The 19,378-nt window shown below is 41.6% G+C and carries 17 protein-coding genes and 1 tRNA gene; 11 read left to right on the forward strand and 7 right to left on the reverse strand.

Features of this window, described 5'->3' with window-relative positions; translation table 11 throughout:
- Positions 1-64 precede the first annotated feature (64 nt).
- Positions 65-826: an esterase gene (gene ybfF / locus BA1DRAFT_RS07740; RefSeq protein ID WP_420865124.1), complete on the reverse strand. Its 762-nt coding sequence runs from the start codon at positions 824-826 to the stop codon at positions 65-67.
- A 492-nt stretch (positions 827-1,318) separates the two neighbouring features.
- On the opposite strand from ybfF, the gene BA1DRAFT_RS07745 reads away from it, so the two are divergent.
- The 3 genes from BA1DRAFT_RS07745 (at position 1,319) to BA1DRAFT_RS07755 (ending at position 3,611) form a co-directional block, all read left to right on the forward strand.
- Complete coding sequence (locus BA1DRAFT_RS07745) at positions 1,319-2,572, forward strand: dicarboxylate/amino acid:cation symporter (RefSeq protein ID WP_036777684.1); 1,254 nt, start codon at positions 1,319-1,321, stop codon at positions 2,570-2,572.
- 386 nt (positions 2,573-2,958) lie between these two features.
- Entirely contained in the window at positions 2,959-3,177 is a 219-nt protein-coding gene (locus BA1DRAFT_RS07750) for a hypothetical protein (RefSeq protein ID WP_036777686.1), read from the forward strand.
- Positions 3,177-3,611 (forward strand): PIN domain-containing protein, encoded by a 435-nt coding sequence (locus BA1DRAFT_RS07755; protein ID WP_036777687.1) that lies wholly within the window; start codon positions 3,177-3,179, stop codon positions 3,609-3,611. Before BA1DRAFT_RS07750 ends, BA1DRAFT_RS07755 begins: the two co-directional genes overlap by 1 nt.
- A gap of 242 nt (positions 3,612-3,853) precedes the next feature.
- On the opposite strand, the gene BA1DRAFT_RS07760 is transcribed toward BA1DRAFT_RS07755, so the two are convergent.
- Positions 3,854-3,928, reverse strand: a tRNA-Arg gene (locus tag BA1DRAFT_RS07760).
- Positions 3,929-4,117: 189 nt separating this feature from the next.
- Here BA1DRAFT_RS07760 and mlaA point away from each other — a divergent pair.
- Entirely contained in the window at positions 4,118-4,873 is a 756-nt protein-coding gene (gene mlaA, locus BA1DRAFT_RS07765; RefSeq protein ID WP_036777690.1) for a phospholipid-binding lipoprotein MlaA, read from the forward strand.
- Positions 4,874-4,951: 78 nt separating this feature from the next.
- Here the strand turns inward: mlaA and fadL are convergent, their stop codons facing one another.
- Positions 4,952-6,268 carry a long-chain fatty acid transporter FadL gene (gene fadL / locus BA1DRAFT_RS07770; protein ID WP_036777692.1) on the reverse strand — a complete coding sequence of 439 codons (1,317 nt, stop codon included), beginning with the start codon at positions 6,266-6,268 and terminating at the stop codon, positions 4,952-4,954.
- A 583-nt stretch (positions 6,269-6,851) separates the two neighbouring features.
- On the opposite strand from fadL, the gene fadI reads away from it, so the two are divergent.
- The 3 genes from fadI (at position 6,852) to sixA (ending at position 11,100) form a co-directional block, all read left to right on the forward strand.
- Positions 6,852-8,162: an acetyl-CoA C-acyltransferase FadI gene (fadI, locus tag BA1DRAFT_RS07780; RefSeq protein ID WP_036777696.1), complete on the forward strand. Its 1,311-nt coding sequence runs from the start codon at positions 6,852-6,854 to the stop codon at positions 8,160-8,162.
- Positions 8,162-10,345, forward strand: coding sequence for a fatty acid oxidation complex subunit alpha FadJ (gene fadJ / locus BA1DRAFT_RS07785; protein ID WP_036777697.1), 2,184 nt, complete (start codon positions 8,162-8,164; stop codon positions 10,343-10,345). The genes fadI and fadJ overlap by 1 nt, the downstream gene beginning before the upstream one ends.
- Positions 10,346-10,617: 272 nt before the next feature.
- A complete protein-coding gene (gene sixA / locus BA1DRAFT_RS07790) occupies positions 10,618-11,100 on the forward strand; it encodes a phosphohistidine phosphatase SixA (RefSeq protein WP_036777700.1) in 483 nt (160 codons plus the stop codon).
- Positions 11,101-11,146: 46 nt separating this feature from the next.
- On the opposite strand, the gene smrB is transcribed toward sixA, so the two are convergent.
- Positions 11,147-11,680 (reverse strand): endonuclease SmrB, encoded by a 534-nt coding sequence (gene smrB, locus BA1DRAFT_RS07795; RefSeq protein ID WP_036777702.1) that lies wholly within the window; start codon positions 11,678-11,680, stop codon positions 11,147-11,149.
- Between the two features lie 237 nt (positions 11,681-11,917).
- Between smrB and hutI the strand changes: the two genes are divergently transcribed.
- The 3 genes from hutI to hutC all read left to right on the forward strand — a co-directional run bounded on the left by hutI (position 11,918) and on the right by hutC (position 14,968).
- Entirely contained in the window at positions 11,918-13,156 is a 1,239-nt protein-coding gene (hutI, locus tag BA1DRAFT_RS07800; RefSeq protein WP_036777704.1) for an imidazolonepropionase, read from the forward strand.
- Between the two features lie 18 nt (positions 13,157-13,174).
- Positions 13,175-14,131 (forward strand): formimidoylglutamase, encoded by a 957-nt coding sequence (gene hutG, locus BA1DRAFT_RS07805; RefSeq protein ID WP_036777706.1) that lies wholly within the window; start codon positions 13,175-13,177, stop codon positions 14,129-14,131.
- Positions 14,132-14,236: 105 nt separating this feature from the next.
- On the forward strand, positions 14,237-14,968 hold the full coding sequence (hutC, locus tag BA1DRAFT_RS07810; RefSeq protein ID WP_200868773.1) for a histidine utilization repressor: 732 nt from the start codon (positions 14,237-14,239) through the stop codon (positions 14,966-14,968).
- Positions 14,969-14,979: 11 nt separating this feature from the next.
- Here hutC and BA1DRAFT_RS07815 read toward each other — a convergent pair whose 3' ends face one another.
- Together BA1DRAFT_RS07815 and BA1DRAFT_RS07820 are read right to left on the reverse strand one after the other, a co-directional pair.
- On the reverse strand, positions 14,980-15,621 hold the full coding sequence (locus tag BA1DRAFT_RS07815) for an HAD family hydrolase (protein ID WP_036777710.1): 642 nt from the start codon (positions 15,619-15,621) through the stop codon (positions 14,980-14,982).
- Positions 15,622-15,734: 113 nt separating this feature from the next.
- Positions 15,735-17,009: an FAD-dependent oxidoreductase gene (locus BA1DRAFT_RS07820; protein ID WP_036777713.1), complete on the reverse strand. Its 1,275-nt coding sequence runs from the start codon at positions 17,007-17,009 to the stop codon at positions 15,735-15,737.
- Between the two features lie 245 nt (positions 17,010-17,254).
- Here BA1DRAFT_RS07820 and BA1DRAFT_RS07825 point away from each other — a divergent pair, with 245 nt between their 5' ends.
- Positions 17,255-17,590, forward strand: a complete 336-nt coding sequence (locus tag BA1DRAFT_RS07825; RefSeq protein ID WP_051560705.1) for a TetR/AcrR family transcriptional regulator — start codon at positions 17,255-17,257, stop codon at positions 17,588-17,590.
- 138 nt (positions 17,591-17,728) lie between these two features.
- Here BA1DRAFT_RS07825 and BA1DRAFT_RS21250 read toward each other — a convergent pair.
- On the reverse strand, positions 17,729-19,378 hold a 1,650-nt coding region (locus BA1DRAFT_RS21250), incomplete at its 5' end, for a thioesterase domain-containing protein (RefSeq protein WP_152544292.1).

The following is a 19,378-nucleotide window of genomic DNA, read 5'->3' on the forward strand; positions in this document are numbered from 1 at the left end:
AAATTCCTGGTAATCAAGTGGCTCAAGATAAATGAGCCACTTTTATCGCTAATCGACCGGTTTCCTACGTTAATTCCGTATCGGTATTAAGAAAGCGATGAATTGCCTTTAAAACCGCGTCTGGTTTTTCTGCATGAACCCAGTGGCCGCAACCGGCGACTACCCAAGCTTTAGCCTGTGGAAATTGTCTGGCGATATCGTTCCGATATTCTTCCTGAATATAAGGGGAGAGGCCGCCACGAATAAACAAAGCGGGATGAGGCCAGGTAGGGATTTCTTGCCAGCCACTGATCTTTTCGTACTGGTCAATTAATACCGGTAAATTGAATTTCCATTCCCCCTGATGGAATGATTTCAGTAAAAACTGAATGACACCTTCTTCCTGAATATTTTCTCGCATAATTTTAGCGGCGTCTTGACGGGTTTTAACTCCGGCTGCTGTCACGTTGTTTAGTGCGGTAAAGATTTGGTCATGACGGCGAACCTGATAAGCGATAGGCGCTATATCAATAAGAACAATTTTTTCTATCCGTTCTGGTGCTAGTGCTGTCATTGCCATCGCGATCTTACCGCCCATTGAATGACCGATAATAATGACAGACTGAATTTGCAGATGATCCAGCAGGGAAATAACATCTTGTGCCATATCGTGGTAATCCATATTATTCGCCCGTGGGGATAAACCGTGATTGCGTACATCGACTTGAATGACGGGATAGTATTGCTGCAAATCACGGGCTAAAACCCCAAGATTATTGAGATCGCCGAATAACCCGTGGATGAATACCACAGGGGTAGAAGAGAGCGGATTTTCCGGTATCTGCATATGGTAATTTAACGGGTTGTCTAATTTCATGATGAGAATTATTTTCTTTCAGGTATTGATATCATACCGTGTATATTGTTGCTTAAATTATAAAAAAGCAACCAGGTTGCACAATTATAGTTAATAATATCTTATGATTAAGTTGTTCTCAAAACGTTCATGTATCAAAAACTTGTTAATTTTTTCAATGTAATACTTAATGGATTGAAAAATAAATGTTCTTCAAGTAAATAATATTATTAAATGGAAAGTTTTAAATAACTTATGAGATGATTATCGGTTCAATCATCTTAGTGAGGTTATTGATTGTGTGTTTATGTGATCTATATCTTGAAAAATTGTGTGTTAATTTTAATTTTTTGTGAAAAAATGATGAAAATTTACTTTATGTGTTATATGAATGAAGACATAAGGTACATTTAACAATAACTACACCGTTCTAATAAGAATAAATAGAATCTGATTTTACACTATGGATTAGGGAATTAAGAAGTGAAGAAAAATTTACTAAAAAGCCTTTATTTTCAAGTTTTGGTTGCAATAACTATCGGCATACTTTTGGGGCATTTCTACCCACAGCTTGGGGCAGAAATGAAGCCATTAGGTGATGGATTTGTCAAATTAATCAAAATGGTTATTGCTCCTGTTATTTTCTGTACCGTTGTGACCGGTATCGCAGGTATGGAAAGTATGAAAGCTGTTGGTAAAACAGGCGCTATTGCATTGGTATATTTTGAAATAGTTAGCACAATTGCTTTGATTATTGGGCTAATGGTTGTCAATGTTGTACAGCCTGGTGCGGGGATGAATATTGATCCCTCTACATTAGATGTTAAAGCGGTATCCCTATATGCGGAAAAGGCGGCTGAACAAGGGATAATCCCATTTTTACTTGACGTTATTCCGGCTAGTGTCATCGGAGCGTTTGCCAGTGGCAATATTTTGCAGGTCCTACTATTTGCTGTGTTATTTGGTTTTGCACTTCATCGTTTAGGAGAGAAAGGGAAACCAATCTTTAATATTATTGATGGTTTTTCTCATGTTATTTTCGGCATTATCAATATGATAATGCGATTAGCTCCTTTGGGGGCTTTTGGTGCAATGGCATTTACCATCGGGAAATATGGTATTGGTACATTGGTACAATTAGGGCAATTAATAGTTTGCTTTTATATCACCTGTATTCTCTTTGTGGTATTTGTTTTAGGAACAATTGCTAAAGCCACAGGGTTTAGCATATTCCGATTCATTAATTACATTAAAGAAGAACTATTAATCGTATTGGGAACATCGTCTTCTGAATCTGCATTGCCGCGTATGTTAGATAAAATGGAGAAAGTGGGATGCCAGAAATCTGTTGTTGGTTTGGTGATACCAACGGGATATTCATTTAATCTGGATGGGACCTCTATTTACCTGACAATGGCTGCGGTATTTATTGCTCAAGCAACGAATACTCATATGGATATAGTGCATCAAATAACGCTATTAGTTGTATTGCTTTTATCCTCTAAAGGTGCTGCTGGTGTAACAGGCAGTGGGTTTATTGTATTAGCTGCGACAATTTCTGCGGTTGGGCATTTACCACTAGCGGGGCTGGCATTAATATTGGGAATAGATCGTTTCATGTCAGAAGCAAGAGCGTTAACGAATCTGATTGGCAATGGTGTTGCAACGATTGTGGTAGCGAAACGTTGTCGTCAGCTTGATGAAGGCAAATTAAACGAAGTGTTAAATGCTAAATAAGCAAATCTTTGGATTTTTATCTATTCGATGATTAATAAAATAATGCCGGCTTTTAACCGGCATTATTTTCAATTAATGAAGGCCAGTCAGCAATTAATATTATTCTCCTGCTAAAATGAATATGTAACTTACTTTCAATTGATTGATAATAGTGAGTTGCAATGTAATTCAAAAAAATATTCTATATAAATTATTTCATATTATTCATGATGAAACATATCGAGTTATTTCAGGATAATGTTTTACTTTTATTATTTGACATTTTTAAGAAATAGAGAATTACTTGTTTATTGGTAATTATGCCAAGATAAATGCAGTATATACTGTTGACAACATGCAAAGATGCGCATATCTTTACTTTTTATATTTAGTAAAGAGGTGTTTGTATGCCAATAGTTAGCCAAAAAAGGCAGGTGACGTTACCGCTTGAGCAATGTTTGATGGCTGGCATTCAGCCAGGTGATGAGTATGAGAGTTTCGTCAGCCGAAAAGGGGTCATTTCAATTGTCACAAAGCGCAAAGGTGCCGCGAAGGGGATATTGAAGGGTATCTTGGCCGATCACCAGGTGAGTGAAGAAGAATCACTTGAGAGTGGCATGCACTGATGATTGCGGTAGACACAAACGTCTTACTTAGGTATCTGCTGCAAGATGATGCGAACCAATCTCACAAGGCCAATGCACTCTTTGAAGGTAATCAAAAAATCTTGATCACAGATGTAGTCTTAGTTGAGACAATTTGGACATTGAGAGGCAAGCGTTACTTGCTGCCTAAAGAGTCGCTGGTAAAAGTGTTGCATAGGCTCATTGAAGAGCCTAATGTTGTCTTCGAAGATGGTCATGCGCTCTGGTGTGCATTGGATGACTATATCAATGCAAAACCGATTAAATGCGGCGGCAAGACTAAGCAGGCCGACTTTGCGGACGCATTGATAGTGAATAAGTCTCAGCGGTATGGAATAAAAAACAAAGAGTCGGTTTCACCGCTTTATACATTTGATAAAGCTGCATTGGAGATTGACGGTACAGAAGAGCCTTAGAAGAAAAGAGTTATGGTGGAGTTACGATCTTTAAATCATCTTGAAACCGTCGTCTACAGGTTCATCTAAATAATCGATTGACAGCTCCAGAGATATAAAAATAAGCCTCATCAATTATCTGGTGGGGTTTTTTATGCTTAATGTGACTCGACAAACATACAAACATCTTCTACGACAAAGGTGGGGAAGAGCTGTTTTAAAGAAATTACGTTAGCGAAAGGTTATGTTTATTAGCATTAGAGTGGCGTCCCCTGCTGGAATCGAACCAGCAATTAGCCCTTAGGAGGGGCTTGTTATATCCATTTAACTAAGGGGACATAGCTTTATTATAACGGCTTTTCATTCATAATATAAGGCGTTATAAACTGTTTGCCTATTTAGTGATCGCTTGAATTGAGTACCATTCAAGTTAGATTGTCAGTAATATTGACATTATTGATGATCATCGGCGAGTCGTGCAACAAACTAATTTGCCGAATCTAGAAGGTTATTACTTGGAGAGATGTATGAAGTATCGTTTGGGCGGAATTGCTCTTGCTGCCGCATTACTAGTGGGATGCGCTAATTCATCTGATACTGTTGAACAGGGGCGTTCAGACCCATTGGAAGGTTTTAACCGTACAATGTTCAACTTTAATTATGATGTTCTTGACCCTTATGTTTTACGTCCAGTCGCGGTAGCGTGGCGTGATTATGTGCCGATGCCTGCTCGAAATGGTTTGGGTAATTTTCTGAGTAATCTCGAAGAGCCGGCTAGTATGGTAAACAGTTTTTTGCGTGGTAATCCATATCAGGGAATGAAACATTTTAATCGTTTTTTCCTGAACACCATTTTGGGTATGGGGGGGCTGATTGATGTTGCAACGATGGCAAACCCCAAATTGGCAAAAGAAGAGCCAAAACGCTTTGGGAGTACTCTGGGCTATCATAAGGTGGGGTATGGCCCTTATGTTGTATTACCGGGCTATGGCAATTTCACCCTACGTGATGAAGGGGGAAACTGGGCGGATATGACTTATCCAATGCTGAGTTATCTGACTATTTGGATGTCAGCCGGCAAGTGGGCATTTGAAGGGATTGAAAACCGTGCTCGTTTACTGGATTCTGATGGCTTGTTGAAGAACTCGTCAGATCCTTATTTGATGATGCGTGAAGCTTATTTCCAGAGCCATGATTTTATGGCAAGCGGCGGTAAACTGGAAGCTACGAAAAATCCAAATGCTGAAGCAATACAGGATGATTTAGATAGTATTGATGATTGATAACTCCTTATTTGGTTTTTAACCGCATAGATAAAAAAGGATAGCAATGTCGCTATCCTTTTTGAGAGTGGCATATTATTAGAATGCGTAGTTGAAGTTCACACCATATAGCCAAGCAGTGCCTTTAGCGTCGAATTCATATGCGTTAGGCAACGCTTCGGACAATTTCTCTTTAACAGTGACTTTCTGACCATGCATATATGAAATACCTACATCAACAGAAGCATCTTTGTTAAATGCGTAGGTTGCGCCTGCACTCAGCCAGAAACGATCTTGATCCGGAATGGAGATAGAACGGTTTTCAGCAGGAATCGGGCTGTCGTCAAAGGCGATACCTGTACGGAATGTCCAGTTGTCATCGTGATAATACGTTGTACCTAAAGCAATACGGTAGGCATCTTTAAAGCCTTCATGTTTACTAAACAGGACAGATCCATCTTTATTTCTGGTCCCTTTCAGTTCATTAAACTCACTCCAGCCTGTGTATGCCAGGCTATAGTGGATAGCCCATTTAGGTGCTACACGGTTATAACCAGAAACTTCCCAGATATCAGGCAAATTGAGATCCAATCTACCGCCAATGGTTTGGCCTCCAGTACCCGGTAAATTTATTCCCATTTTTTGCGCCATTTGACCTAGCTTAACAGGTATGTCGTTTTTATAGTCACCGTCTTTAAACTTAATTTTAACTTTAGAACGATAAGTCAAGCTGTAGCGGTTATTTTCATCCACTTCATACATGATACCTGCGTTCCAGCCATAGCCCCAATCTTTACCTGACAGATTAGCAACTTCATCTGTTGGTTTTATGAGACCTTTTGGCAATTTAGGGTGATACGACAGAGCGCCCGCATGACGGACGATTTCTGCATCCGCATAAACAGCGTTCAGCCCTAAACCAAAGCTAAAGTGATCATTCAGCTTATAAGCACCGCTTAAGTTGAAGTTTAATGTTGTCAGGTCAGTTTTACCGCCGATAGGGCCTGCTTCATAGTTATTGCTAAAATCGGTTGCCAGGCCGAAGTTGGTAGTGACCGAAGTACCAACAAACCATTGATCATCGATTGGCATAATGAAATGTAGGTTAGGTATCCAAGCGGTAGGCGCAATATTTTTAGCGTTAGTGCTTTTGCCCGATTTACCGGTAATATCAACATCAGGGTTGATATAGATGGCGCCAATAGAAAATGATGGGCGATCAAACAGCGTCATTGCTGCTGGGTTACGGCTTCCTACCGTTGCGTTATCAGCGACAACGCCTTCCCCGGAAAAAGCGCGGCCCAAAGCCGAAGTAGAAAATTCATTTAACTGGAAACCAGCAGCGCCAGCATTCGATGAAATTATTGCCACTGCAACCGCTAATGCTGAACGGGTGAACAGGTTTTTCTGGTTCATAACCAAAACCCTCTTGTTTATTATTTAACTATGCCACTTATCTTAGCAAGGAGCGCAGGATTGTAGGGTCGGTTTGTCTCGCTGACAAATCAGACCAGTCGTGAAGTATAGGTCTGATAACAGTTGGTGTTGCAAGAATGTTTTCAAAATATTACCAAGTTGATATCAAAAACGCGACTCAGTTAACAAAAAAATGATTTTTGATATTAATAAAAACGTTTAAAAATGATTTTTTAAGATCAAATTTCGGCAAATAAATATTCTTTAGGGGTAGGGCGAGTTTCCCGGTAGTTGAGAGGGATAAGATATTAAAATTTATTATGAATATTTTAGTAATGAAATTATGGCTGGTGTAATAGACCAGTGTCGCAAAAAAAAGCTTGAGAACATGCTCGAATAAGTATTGAAACCATTTAGCCATTAAATAAATTAAAGTTGCGCTTCCTCTCATTTTTGATTTATTCAGGTTTGCTATTTATAAACATTACGCTAACAATGATCTATCAGGTCAGACCTGTCCAGATTGGTTGAAAAGTTTTTTCAGTAATTTGATTCAGTTAACGATAATCTTTCAGGAGCCGTTATGAGTCGTCCTTTAACAAAAGTGACACAGCAAGGTGATCGTATCGCCATTGTCAGTGGGCTACGTATTCCATTTGCTAAACAGGCAACATCGTATCATGGCATACCGGCTGTGGATTTGGGTAAATCAGTTGTCAGTGAACTCGTGACTAGGAGTGGTTTACTCCCTGAAAAGATTGACCAACTGGTGTTTGGGCAAGTAGTGCAAATGCCTGAAGCGCCAAATATTGCCCGTGAGATCGTTCTCGGTACTGGGTTAAGTGTGAGTACTGATGCTTACAGTGTATCCCGTGCGTGTGCTACTAGTTTCCAGGCGATTGCCAATGTGGCTGAAAGTATTATGGCTGGCACAGTGAATATTGGGATTGCTGGCGGGGCAGATTCCTCGTCTGTATTGCCGATTGGTGTGACTAAATCCCTGGCTCGTACGCTGGTGGATATGAATAAGGCTAAAACGCTATCGCAACGCCTTAAACTACTTAGTCGCCTTAAATTTCGTGATTTATTGCCTGTATCTCCGGCGGTAGCGGAATATTCGACAGGTCTGCGCATGGGAGATACCGCAGAACAGATGGCGAAGACTTACCGTATTAGTCGAGAAGATCAGGATGCGTTAGCACACCGCTCCCATATTCTGGCAGCGAAAGCTTGGGAACAGGGATTGTTAGCTGATGAAGTCATGACAGCTCACTTCCCACCGTACCGTGAAGCACTGCTTGAAGATAATAATATTCGTAAAAATTCTGTACTGACCTCTTATGCGAAGCTGCGTCCGGCATTTGATCGTAAGTACGGCACGGTCACTGCTGCAAACAGTACACCGCTGACAGATGGTGCAGCGGCGGTCATATTGATGCGTGAATCAGTGGCTAAGGCGTTGGGAACAAAACCGCTTGGTTATCTGCGTAGTTATGCATTCTCAGCCATTGATGTTTGGCAAGATATGTTATTAGGGCCGTCATACGCCACGCCAATAGCGCTTGATCGGGCCGGTATTACACTGAAAGATCTGACTTTAATCGATATGCATGAAGCTTTTGCGGCTCAGACACTGGCAAACTTGAAAATGTTTGCCAGTGATGAATTTGCTCGTAATAAATTAGGGCGTGCTCAGGCAATTGGTGAAGTCGATATGGACAAATTTAATGTTTTAGGTGGTTCAATCGCTTATGGGCACCCATTCGCAGCGACAGGAGCTCGTATGGTGACGCAAGTATTGAATGAGTTGCGCCGTCGGGGCGGTGGGCTTGGGTTGACAACCGCTTGTGCTGCTGGCGGGTTGGGCACAGCTATGGTATTGGAGGTGGAATAATGACTCAGGCTCAGCATGATGCGGCATCCATCACTACGGGTACAAATCAAACTGCTTCTGTTTTCAATTTTGATATCAGGCCAGATAAGATCGGCGTTATCACCATTAATGTGCCGGGAGAAAAGGTAAATACGCTGAAAGCAGAATTTGTTGATCAGTTTCTGAATGTTTTCAAACAAGCTCAGCAATCTTCGGGTCTTAAAGGATTAATATTAATTTCCGGTAAGCCGGATACGTTTATTGCCGGTGCCGATATTTCTATGATTGCCGGATGTAAGACTAAAGAAGATGCGCGAGATTTGGCTGAAAAGGGTCAGAAACTATTTTCTCAGATAGCTAATTATCCCTTGCCTGTCGTAGCTGCAATTCATGGCGCTTGTTTGGGCGGCGGTTTGGAATTGGCGCTTGCATGTCATTGGCGTGTCTGTTCACTGAACGATAAAACTCGTCTTGGATTACCGGAAGTTCAACTTGGGTTATTACCCGGTTCTGGCGGTACTCAGCGGTTGCCGAGACTTATTGGCGTCAGTTCAGCGTTGGATATCATTCTGACAGGTAAACAGCTACGGGCGAAACAGGCATTACGGCTCGGGTTGGTGGATGATGCTGTGCCGTTGGATATTCTGCTGGACATTGCTATTGAAAAAGTCAAAAAGGGTATTCCTGTGCGTAAGCCTTTGCCGTGGCAACAACGGTTATTAGTTGGCCCCTTGGGAAGATACTTTTTGTTTAATATCGTTCGTAAAAAGACACTGGCGAAAACTCGTGGGCATTATCCTGCGCCTGAACGAATTATTGATGTTGTCAAAGAAGGTCTTGAGAAAGGCATGAGCCAGGGTTTGCGGGCTGAGGCGGTAGCATTTGGTGAACTGGCAATGACACGGGAATCTGCTGCGTTACGTAATCTGTTTTTTGCTGCAACTTCGTTGAAGAATGAAACGGGTTCATCAGAGAGACCGGCGGAAATCAAGCGCGTTGGTATATTAGGTGGTGGCTTGATGGGCGGAGGCGTTGCGAATGTAACAGCCACTCGTGGCAAACTACCGGTGCGGATTAAAGATATTAATGAAAAGGGCATTAGTCAGGTATTGAAATATACTTGGGATTTGTTGTCCAAGCGGGTGAAGCAAAAACGACTACGCCCGGCAGAGCGTGCTCAGCAAATGATGCTGATTTCAGGAACGACGGATTATCGTGGTTTCGCACAAACCGATATTGTTGTTGAAGCAGTGTTTGAGGATTTGTCACTAAAGCAACAAATGGTGGCAGAAATTGAAACGAATGCTAAACCAGAGACCATATTTGCATCTAATACATCTTCACTACCTATCCATCAGATTGCTGAAAAAGCCCAACGACCAGAACAGGTTATTGGTCTGCATTATTTTAGTCCAGTGGATAAGATGCCGCTGGTGGAAGTTATTCCACATCAAGGGACTAGTGAGAAAACGATTGCTACAGCCGTTGCTTTGGCGAAGAAACAGGGTAAAACCGCTATTGTGGTGGGTGATAAAGCCGGGTTTTATGTAAACCGGATTCTTGTCCCTTATATTAGTGAAGCCGCTCATTGTCTGGTAGCAGGAGAACCTATTGACCATATCGATGGAGCACTGGTTAATTTTGGTTTTCCGGTAGGGCCGATTAATTTATTGGATGAAGTAGGTATTGATGTTGGCACCAAAATCATGCCGATTCTGGTAGAGCAACTAGGTCCGCGTTTTGCTGCGCCTGAATCTCTCGATGCTGTACTGCAAGATGGTCGCAAGGGTAGGAAAAATGGCCGTGGTTTCTATTTGTATGCATCAGAGGCCAGAAAATTCTGGCAGTTTAGTAAGAAAGGCAAAAAAGTTGATAGCTCGATTTATACCTTACTGAATATAACACCTGAGTCGCATATGCTCTCGTCAGAAATCGCTCAGCGTTGTGTGATGCTAATGCTTAATGAAGCTGTTCGTTGTCTGGATGAAGGTATTATCAGAAGTCCGCGTGATGGTGATATTGGGGCGGTATTTGGCATAGGTTTTCCGCCATTCTTTGGTGGTCCATTCCGTTATATTGATAGCCTTGGTTGTGCCAGAGTGGTGGAGATTCTGCGTAGGCTGGAAAGCCAGTATGGAGACAGATTTGTACCTTGTGAATGTTTAGTGAAAATGGCTGAACAGAATAAAAGTTTTTATCCATAGTGGCCTATACTGTATCGATGAAAAAATTAATTCCGGTGTCGTTGAAGCACCGGAATTGTACTGAGTGTTTTTGAATGAAAAGGATCTCTTTATAAATTCAAGCAACATCCATTGAGTTGTCGTTCAACCATTTTATTTATTTTGAGTAGAATGCTTGTTCACCATCTTTGAAATGTTTTTGTAGTAACAATTTTTATTGTATAACTCAGGTCGAGATTGCTGATATTTGTTAGCGGTAGAATAACTGCACTTACTCATTCATACGGTGGACTATGCAAATTTTTATTATGCGTCATGGTGACGCGGCTTTAGATGCAATGAGCGATGCCGCCCGGCAACTGACTCCTCGCGGTTGTGATGAATCGCAAAAAATGGCTTGTTGGTTAGCACAGCAAAAGCATCAAATTGATCTTGTATTGGTGAGTCCTTATATTCGCGCTGAACAGACGTTACAGATTGTTCGTAAATCTTTATCTTTACCAGACAGTGAAGAAGTATTGCTGGGGTTAACGCCATCAGGTGATGCTGCTACAGCGAGTAGTTATCTCCAGTTTCTTGCTGAGCAAGGTCATAACGCTGTTTTAGTTGTCTCTCATTTACCATTAGTCAGCTACTTAGTTGCTGAGCTATGTCCGGCAGAAACACCACCGATGTTTGCAACTTCTGCAATGATATGTGTAGATTTAAACAGCCAGACTGGCAAAGGGACTCTTGTCTGGCAGGTCAGTCCGTCACAATTAGCAGAAAAAGCCTAATAATTCAGCAATGTATATACCTTATGGAAAGATAACGGGTATAGGCTTAAGGCTCATCAAGTTCGATAAGCATCAATAGTGCGGCGTTGCCGCCCCATTCCTTTGGCGCTTGATGGAAGGCTATGATATCTGGGTGTTGAGCTAACCACAGAGGTGTTTGCTGTTTGAGAATGTGTTTTCCGTGACCGTGCATGATGCAGGCACAATAGACATGTTCACGACGGCAAGCAGCGATCAATGCCCCAATTTCCTGTTTGGCCTGAATTTGAGTTAGTCCGTGTAAATCAAGAAACAGCTCTGGCGAATAGTCACCTCGACGTAATTTCTTCAATTCGTAATGGTTTGTATCTCCCCTTACATAACGGGTAGGACCCTCGGTATCAAGGTTAGGCTGAAATTCATCAGAAAAATAGTAGCTGGCATCAATTTGTTCTTGCTGGACTCGTTCAGGGGCAATATAGCTGATTTTTTTTCTTCTGGGAGAATGTAAGACGGTATCCTGGTTAATGCGTTTGGTGCCTGCTACCGATTGTTGAAATAAGTGAATTTCTTCCTCATTCAGGGAGTATTTATTTTTCATCATTGCTCAGTTAATTAAACCATTTTGTGACAAGTGTACTGCATCTTTTTAACTATTAAACCTAATTATGCTTAATAAAACCTGATTTTACCGAGTTTGTGGTTTAAAAATGCTGATAAGAAGGCATATCCCGGTAGTTAACAAAATAATTTGACAATAACAGTTGGTTGGAAATTAAATGTATATACAACTAGAAACCTGATTTATCAGATATAGACCAATAACAGGATGCTAATCATGGCGATAGAACTGCGTGATACTGATATCATCTGGCGCAATGCAAGACTGGCAACAATGGACCCTGCTGTCAATGCAGCTTACGGATTATTAAAAGAATATGATCTTCTGGTACGTGATGACAGAATTTTAGCTATTTTACCCACCGCAACATTACAGACGAATTGCTGTCAGGTTATTGATGTCCAACAACGCCTAATTACCCCTGGTTTAATCGATTGTCACACCCATTTAGTGTTTAGTGGTAACCGGGCTTATGAGTGGGAACAGCGTTTAAATGGTATGTCTTATGCTGAGCTTAGTGCTCAAGGAGGGGGGATTAACGCGACAGTTTCTGCGACTCGGGCCAGTTCTCATGAACAACTTGAACGTTCTGCGCAGCAGCGTCTTGCCGCATTTATGGCCGAAGGTGTAACGACTATTGAGATTAAATCGGGTTATGGATTAAATCTGGAAAATGAAGAAAAGTTGCTACAGGTTACGCAAAACTTGGCGCGACATAATCCGATAGAAATCAGCCCCACATTGCTCGCGGCTCATACTTGCCCACCTGAATATAAGCATAATCCTGACGCTTATATGGATCTGATTTGCAAAGATATCCTGCCACAACTCTGGCGAAAAGGGCTGTTTGAGGCAGTAGATGTTTTTTGTGAAAGTGTGGGATTCAATCTGGCGCAGACTGAGCGGTTTTTTCAGGCAGCACAACGTTGGAATATTCCGGTAAAAGGCCATGTGGAGCAGTTATCTCATTTAGGCGGAAGTGAACTGGTCGCTCGCTATCATGGTCTTTCTGTGGATCATATTGAATATTTAGATCAGGCAGGAGTTGAGGCGCTCAGTCACAGTGGTACGGTAGCTGTTTTGCTTCCTGGTGCGTTCTACTTTTTGCAGGAAACACAGCGCCCACCTATCGATTTATTGCGGCAATTTAATGTGCCGATAGCCGTATCTACCGATTTTAATCCCGGAACCAGCCCATTTGCCTCTTTGCGAATGGCTATGAATATGGCATGTGTCCAATTTGGATTGACGCCTGAAGAGGTATGGTTAGGTGTAACCCGACATGCAGCCCGCGCGTTGGGTAGAGAGCAGAGTCACGGACAGTTGCGTGCAGGGGCTTACGCCGATTTTGTTGTTTGGGATGCAGAAAATCCCGTTGATATTTTCTATGAGTTGGGTCATAACCCTTTGAATAACAGAGTATTTCGTGGCGTTATGACTTATTCCAACATATAAACAGATAAGGAGCGGTAAATGAATTTATGGCATGCTACTTCGCCGACTATTTGGCAAGGACGAAATGATTTGGCAGAAGCGGATAATGCACTACGGCTTTTTCAAACAATTAAATTATCTCCGTATTTTACGCCGGAAGAGTTTTCTCACTATATTGCTCTATTAGGGTTTGAATGTGATGAGGGTGTAAAGCGCAATCAGGGGAGGCCAGGAGCCAATCAAGGTCCTGATTATTTGCGGCAGTCGTTGGCAAATATGGCGAGTCATAAAGGGCATGATCGATTGGTGGACTTGGGAAGTATTCGTGCTAATCCCAATCAATTATGTGAGGCACAACAAGCCTTATCTGATGCCGTTACCCAATGCCAACGTCAGAATGTACGTACTTTGGTATTGGGCGGTGGACATGAAACAGCTTTTGCTCATGGTGTTGGCATTTATGATGCTTTTCCACATCAACGTGTTGGTATTATTAACTTTGATGCTCATCTCGATTTACGGCGGTCGCCGCAGCCTACTTCCGGCACACCATTTCGTCAACTTGCTGAATATTGTCAGCAACATCAACGCCAGTTTCACTATACTTGCATTGGCGCAAGTTTGGCGTCTAATACTCAGGCATTGGTGGATGAGGCAAACCGTTTGAATGCCACGATTATCTGGGATGAACAATGTCGTGAAACTATGCTGGACAAGGTGCGACAGCAAATACAAGATATACTCCAGCAAGTTGATTTGATTTATATGACGATCGATTTGGATGTATTACCTGCTTATCAGATGCCAGCCGTCTCTGCGCCAGCCGCATTGGGGATGCCATTAGAGCGCCTTTTGCAATTAGTTCAGCCAATTTGTCAGAGCGGTAAACTACAGGCGGCTGATTTGGTTGAACTCAATCCAATATTTGATATGCAAGGCATAGGTGGAAAAGCAGCGGCGCGTATTGCCTGGCAATTAGCACATTGGTGGTATTGATTATCTAGAATAACAGTACTATTGTGTTTTTTATTTTGGCAAAGATAGCCTGATAAAGTGAATGTAATTAATCACTTAACATTTTTATAGCATAAGGAATTTATTGTGACGACGCACTTATCAGGATCATTTGCCAAACCTGCGCCTCTGTATGCCAGAGTGAAACAATCCATCATTGAAAAAATTTATACTGGTGAATGGAAATCAAATGATCGTGTTCCCTCTGAAGCTGAATTGGTTAAACAATTTAACTGTAGCCGTATGACTGCCAACCGCGCATTGCGTGAGTTGACCGCTGAAGGATTATTAATACGGCTGCAAGGTGTGGGATCGTTTGTTGCTGAACCGAAGGGGCAATCTGCGCTGTTCGAAATTCACAGCATTGCTGATGAGATTTCAGCTCGTTCTCATCAGCATCGCTGTAAAATCTTAAAATTATCCGAGCTGAATGCGGATGTGAAACAGGCCGCGGAATTGGATATTATCGTCGGTACGCCGATTTACCATTCGATTATTATCCACTATGAAAACGATGTTCCTGTTCAGATAGAAGATCGTTATGTTAATGCTCAAGCGGCTCCTGGCTATTTGCAACAGGATTTTACTAAGCTTACGCCACACGATTATTTGTCAATGATTGCCCCATTAACGGAAGGTGAACACATTGTGGAAGCTATTGCTGGCGATCCTCGATCCTGTAAGTTGTTGCAAATTGAGTCGGAAGCTCCCTGTTTATTAATTAGTCGTCGAACTTGGTCGACTCATTACACTGTTTCCAGTGCCAGGCTGCTATTTCCCGGTAACCGCTATAAATTGAAAGGGCGTTTCAGCTCATAGCGATATCCTTATTATTCACAACTGATTTTTTTCCGTATGAGCTGATAGGGTTGCCATAGATCATTACCTTCGTAATGAATTAATGCGATTTCACGTATTTTATCCGTCCCATTTATGGCAACCGTATTAGTAAGGGCATTAAATAAAGGGAGGTCAGAGTCAGAATCACCATAAGCAACGCACTTTTCCAAATTCAGCCCATATTCCTGTACATATTTTTTTAATATCTGTAATTTACTTTCAGGCGTTAATATCTTTTCTGGATCAACCGGTTCACGAAAAGGTAAAGCAGGGAAATTTGATGCAACAACGATATCAGCCCCAAATTTTCTTAAGTGTTGGGCGAAGAAATCGGGTGAGAGGGTAATAACCATAGATACTTCACCTTTGGCTCTGATATCGTCAAAAACCTCTTTTATTCCCCCAATCCACGGTGAGGCATAAAAAACTTCGGCAACGTCAACGTATTGCAAGTTTGACCATAAAAACTGTAATTCAGCGGCAAACTCTTTGGTATTTATATCTCCTTGAGAAAATTGTTTTTCCAGCAGATGAAGCTCTGTCAGGCAATTCATTGTACGGGCAATTTCCAGACTTGCCGTGGTTCCTGTGAGAAGAGTGCCATCCATATCAAAAACATGTAATACTTTCATAATAAACCTAGGTAATTTTTTCGTTATAGGGATAGGTAGGTCTGTTTGTGATGGTAAACATATAGGGATTACCTATCTTAGTAATCCCCCGCTTATTTCAGCTAGCTCACGGATTAGGCGGCTTTTACTGCCAAGGTCTTAAGAACCGCTGAGGCGGCATAGTGACCACTAATCATTGCAGCAACAATACCTCTGAAAATTCCACAAGCATCTCCTGCAACCCATACAGGATAAGGGGAAGTTTCCAGGCTTAAATCGCCGTCAAGACTGGGATACCAACCGACGCCTTCTAGTGTAGGACCAACGATATGCGTATTCTCGTGATCGATTTCAGGAAATTTTTTAATGATATTACGTAATCCTTGCAACATTTTATCGAATAGCTCTTCGCCATAAATAGATACAAGTTGTGTAATGATGTGGGCATTTCCTGCTAATACATCTTGTACTTTGATTCTAAAGTAAGAATCCTTTTGCTTCATGGCGGAGACAACATTATTGAGTGTTCGGTCCGCGATATCTTCATCGAGAATACGAGTATTAAACCCAACATTAGATCGTCCTGTAGAAGGGCCGTCAGAATGACCGGAAACGGTCCATAAATCTTGGGTTTTTGTTAATACTGTTTCTCCATCCCGGCAAGCACAGAAAGTACGCCATTCAATAACGCCATCATCCGACCGAAATTTTAACTTCGGGTCGAGTTGCTTCATATTTTTAAAGAATGCTAAATCTTCTTGCTGTTCAATGCGGAATCCAACTTCTAGCCGATTGAAAGATTGTTTTTCAACTAGACTAGCAATCTCTAATGGACCAAATCTTCCACTAGCCAAAATGATTCGTCGGCATTCAATTTGATAAGTATTAGCATTATTGTCTCTTAAATTCATAATCAGAGAATCTTTTCCTCTGACGTATTTATAAGACAGGAATTTAGTTTGTGTGATGATATCTGCATCTGCCGTTTGCACCATATCTTCAACAAGATTAATTCTATCTTCAAGAGACATATAATTGGAGGGATAATCTTTTAATACCCATTCTCCGGAACCCACTGTAAAGTCTTTAGGATTTGTTGGAAATGGCGGTGTGTCCAGGCCATATGTATTCAGTGTGGCGCACGTCCATTCATAGGCTTGCCGTAATTCCGGTTCGTTTGGTAATTCCCAAAGTGCACTGGCAGAAGGAAAAAATGAGAATTTTCCGTCAGAAAACAGCCCGGCGCCACCGTGTCCTTCGGTTATCTCAACGAGATTATCTTTATCGCGTTCATGAATAGCTTTGCCATTATCGATTAGTACGACTCGTAAACCTTTTCCTTTCAATTTCTGTACCGCAGCTAAACCTGCTGGGCCAGCGCCAATAATAGCGACATCATATACAGACATTTCTCTCCTCCATTCTTTAGTCAGAATTGATGTTCCTGGGAACATTTTCTATGAGTTGAGCATTGAATTGTTTGTTCGGTTTTACGGAGTACATCCCGTTTTTTACTAGAAATAGCACTCTATTCCGATTACCCTTATTAAATACGAAACTATTGGTATCGAAATTAGAGCGTCTAAACTTGCTTTTCTGTTGTTATTTGTCAATACCTAAATATGGATAGTTTTTGAAATAAACGGAGGGAGTTATGAGTGAGCATGAGCGGCTATCCTCATTAAGACGTGGGCGCCCGCGCGATAGTGACACGACAAAAACTGTGTTGAGTGCTGCACTTGTTCTCGCTGAAAGTGGACGGATTGCAGATATCACTATTAATCATATTGCTTTATATTCAGGCGTTGCGAAATCGACTATTTATCGTAGATGGCCGAATGTATCAGCGGTTTTAATGGATGCTTTCTTTGATGATATTGAGCCTCTGATTATTTATGACAAACAGATGCCGGTGATAGAATCCATGCGGGTTACCATTAAGAAACTTATTGAAGTGTTGCAAAGTAAGCGCGGGTTGCTGTTCAGGTAATGGTTTCTTTTTCTCCTATTACACCTGAATTTGTCGATAAGGTTATTGATTGTGCGTTTGGTGGTTTGGCTAGGGATTGAATGTTCATTTCGACTAGAAATCTGACGGGGCCAGCAATGCCGGCCCCGTAAACCATAATCAAGTTATATTGATATTATCCTTAATTGACCGAGTGTTAATTATTTTTTCGCTGATAATGGAAACAGCTTCAATAATATTTTCATGATAATAATCATTAAGCAATGTAATCACTAATGGATTGACTGTCCATTGGGAGATATTATTATCCGATATTTTTGTTATCAATTTACCCATAGCTAATTGAATTTCATCTATGCAATATGGTGTCATTTGGCCTGCTTTAAATAGGGTAATATTGGTATAAGATAATTTCCCGCTTAAATTGCAGTTAGTCATTCTATGTTCAAATGGTATTGCTGCCAAAACTTTATTAATATAGGTATCACTTGCCCCCATTTTTCGCAATTTTACAATGATGGGACCATGTTCACTTGATATAGCTAAGTTATCTCTGAACTCTTTTATCTCATCATTATTGATTATAGTATCTAACAAGAACAATTGAATTTCTTTTGCGCCTAGCTGTTCTAATTGAAATGCAATCTCCATCGCTAATTGCCCACCTAATGACCATCCTAAGATGCGAATAGGTTGATCAATAGAAGTTTCAGTCAGAATTAACTCCCTATAAATTTGAGCTATTTGGTATAGTGAATCTATCTGATTATCTGTACAGAGATTATAATTATCGATGCCTATACAGTTATACGTGCTAGATAAATTATTTGCCAGAAATTCATAGACTTCACTACCTGCATTAGCAGGATGAACCATAAACAGCTTATTTGTTGCCGTTGATTTAGGTGTTAATAAATTAAGCAAGCTAGATTTTGTATTGCCTGTTTCCAACCATTGGGATAACAGAGAAATGCATTTGTAGTTAAATAAAATATTTAAAGGAATATCAATCCCCATTTCATGGCGTATCGCTGTGGTCAGCTTAATTGCCATCAGTGAGTTCCCTCCGATGCGGAAGAAGTTATCATCAATGCTCACCCGCTCCAGCCCCAAGATGGCCTGCCAAATGGTACAGAGCTGAGTTTCCAACGCATTGCGGGGCGCGACATAGCTGTCACGATTCCCCCAAACTGGCTCGGGCAGGGCGCGGCGATCCAGTTTGCCATTCAGGGTCAGGGGCACGGATTCAATACGGGTAAAACTGGCCGGCAGCATATAGTCCGGTAAGCGGGAAGAGAGATGCTCAGTCAGGCTGTCATCAGACAGTTCCTCTGCCGTCACCAGATACGCCACCAGTACTTTATGGCCGTTATGCTCATGATCAATCACCACCGCCTGTTTTACCTGTGGGTGCAAAGTGAGTGCGGTTTTAATTTCTTCCAATTCTATGCGGTAGCCGCGGATTTTGACCTGAAAATCATTGCGGCCCAGATATTCCAGATTGCCATCCGACCGCCAGCGGACTAAATCGCCAGTTCTGTACAGACGGGTGTAACCGAGAGCCTTGTCTTTTGCGGTGGCAAAGGGATTCGCCACAAAACATTCGGCCGTCAGTTCCGGTTGGTTCAAATATCCTCGTGCTAGCCCGGCACCGCCAATATACAGTTCTCCCGGTGCGCCGACAGGAGACAGATGACCGTGACTATCAAGAACGTAAAGGCGGGCGTTATTAATGGCTTTGCCGATATTGGTTGGGATGACCCCATGTTGATATATTTTTTCGGTCGCACAAACGGTCACTTCGGTTGG

This window comes from Photorhabdus aegyptia (assembly GCF_000612035.1).
GTDB lineage: Bacteria > Pseudomonadota > Gammaproteobacteria > Enterobacterales > Enterobacteriaceae > Photorhabdus > Photorhabdus akhurstii.

Bases quoted from the DNA above. Each gene is read 5' to 3' on its own strand.
- BA1DRAFT_RS07750 (WP_036777686.1), top strand. From the start codon at position 2,959: ATGCCAATAGTTAGCCAAAAAAGGCAGGTGACGTTACCGCTTGAGCAA.
- ybfF (WP_420865124.1), bottom strand. From the start codon at position 826: ATGCAGATACCGGAAAATCCGCTCTCTTCTACCCCTGTGGTATTCATC.
- hutI (WP_036777704.1), top strand. From the start codon at position 11,918: ATGGCGATAGAACTGCGTGATACTGATATCATCTGGCGCAATGCAAGA.
- BA1DRAFT_RS07825 (WP_051560705.1), top strand. From the start codon at position 17,255: ATGAGTGAGCATGAGCGGCTATCCTCATTAAGACGTGGGCGCCCGCGC.
- smrB (WP_036777702.1), bottom strand. From the start codon at position 11,680: ATGAAAAATAAATACTCCCTGAATGAGGAAGAAATTCACTTATTTCAA.
- BA1DRAFT_RS07815 (WP_036777710.1), bottom strand. From the start codon at position 15,621: ATGAAAGTATTACATGTTTTTGATATGGATGGCACTCTTCTCACAGGA.
- sixA (WP_036777700.1), top strand. From the start codon at position 10,618: ATGCAAATTTTTATTATGCGTCATGGTGACGCGGCTTTAGATGCAATG.
- BA1DRAFT_RS07820 (WP_036777713.1), bottom strand. From the start codon at position 17,009: ATGTCTGTATATGATGTCGCTATTATTGGCGCTGGCCCAGCAGGTTTA.
- fadJ (WP_036777697.1), top strand. From the start codon at position 8,162: ATGACTCAGGCTCAGCATGATGCGGCATCCATCACTACGGGTACAAAT.
- mlaA (WP_036777690.1), top strand. From the start codon at position 4,118: ATGAAGTATCGTTTGGGCGGAATTGCTCTTGCTGCCGCATTACTAGTG.
- hutG (WP_036777706.1), top strand. From the start codon at position 13,175: ATGAATTTATGGCATGCTACTTCGCCGACTATTTGGCAAGGACGAAAT.
- BA1DRAFT_RS07755 (WP_036777687.1), top strand. From the start codon at position 3,177: ATGATTGCGGTAGACACAAACGTCTTACTTAGGTATCTGCTGCAAGAT.
- fadL (WP_036777692.1), bottom strand. From the start codon at position 6,268: ATGAACCAGAAAAACCTGTTCACCCGTTCAGCATTAGCGGTTGCAGTG.
- fadI (WP_036777696.1), top strand. From the start codon at position 6,852: ATGAGTCGTCCTTTAACAAAAGTGACACAGCAAGGTGATCGTATCGCC.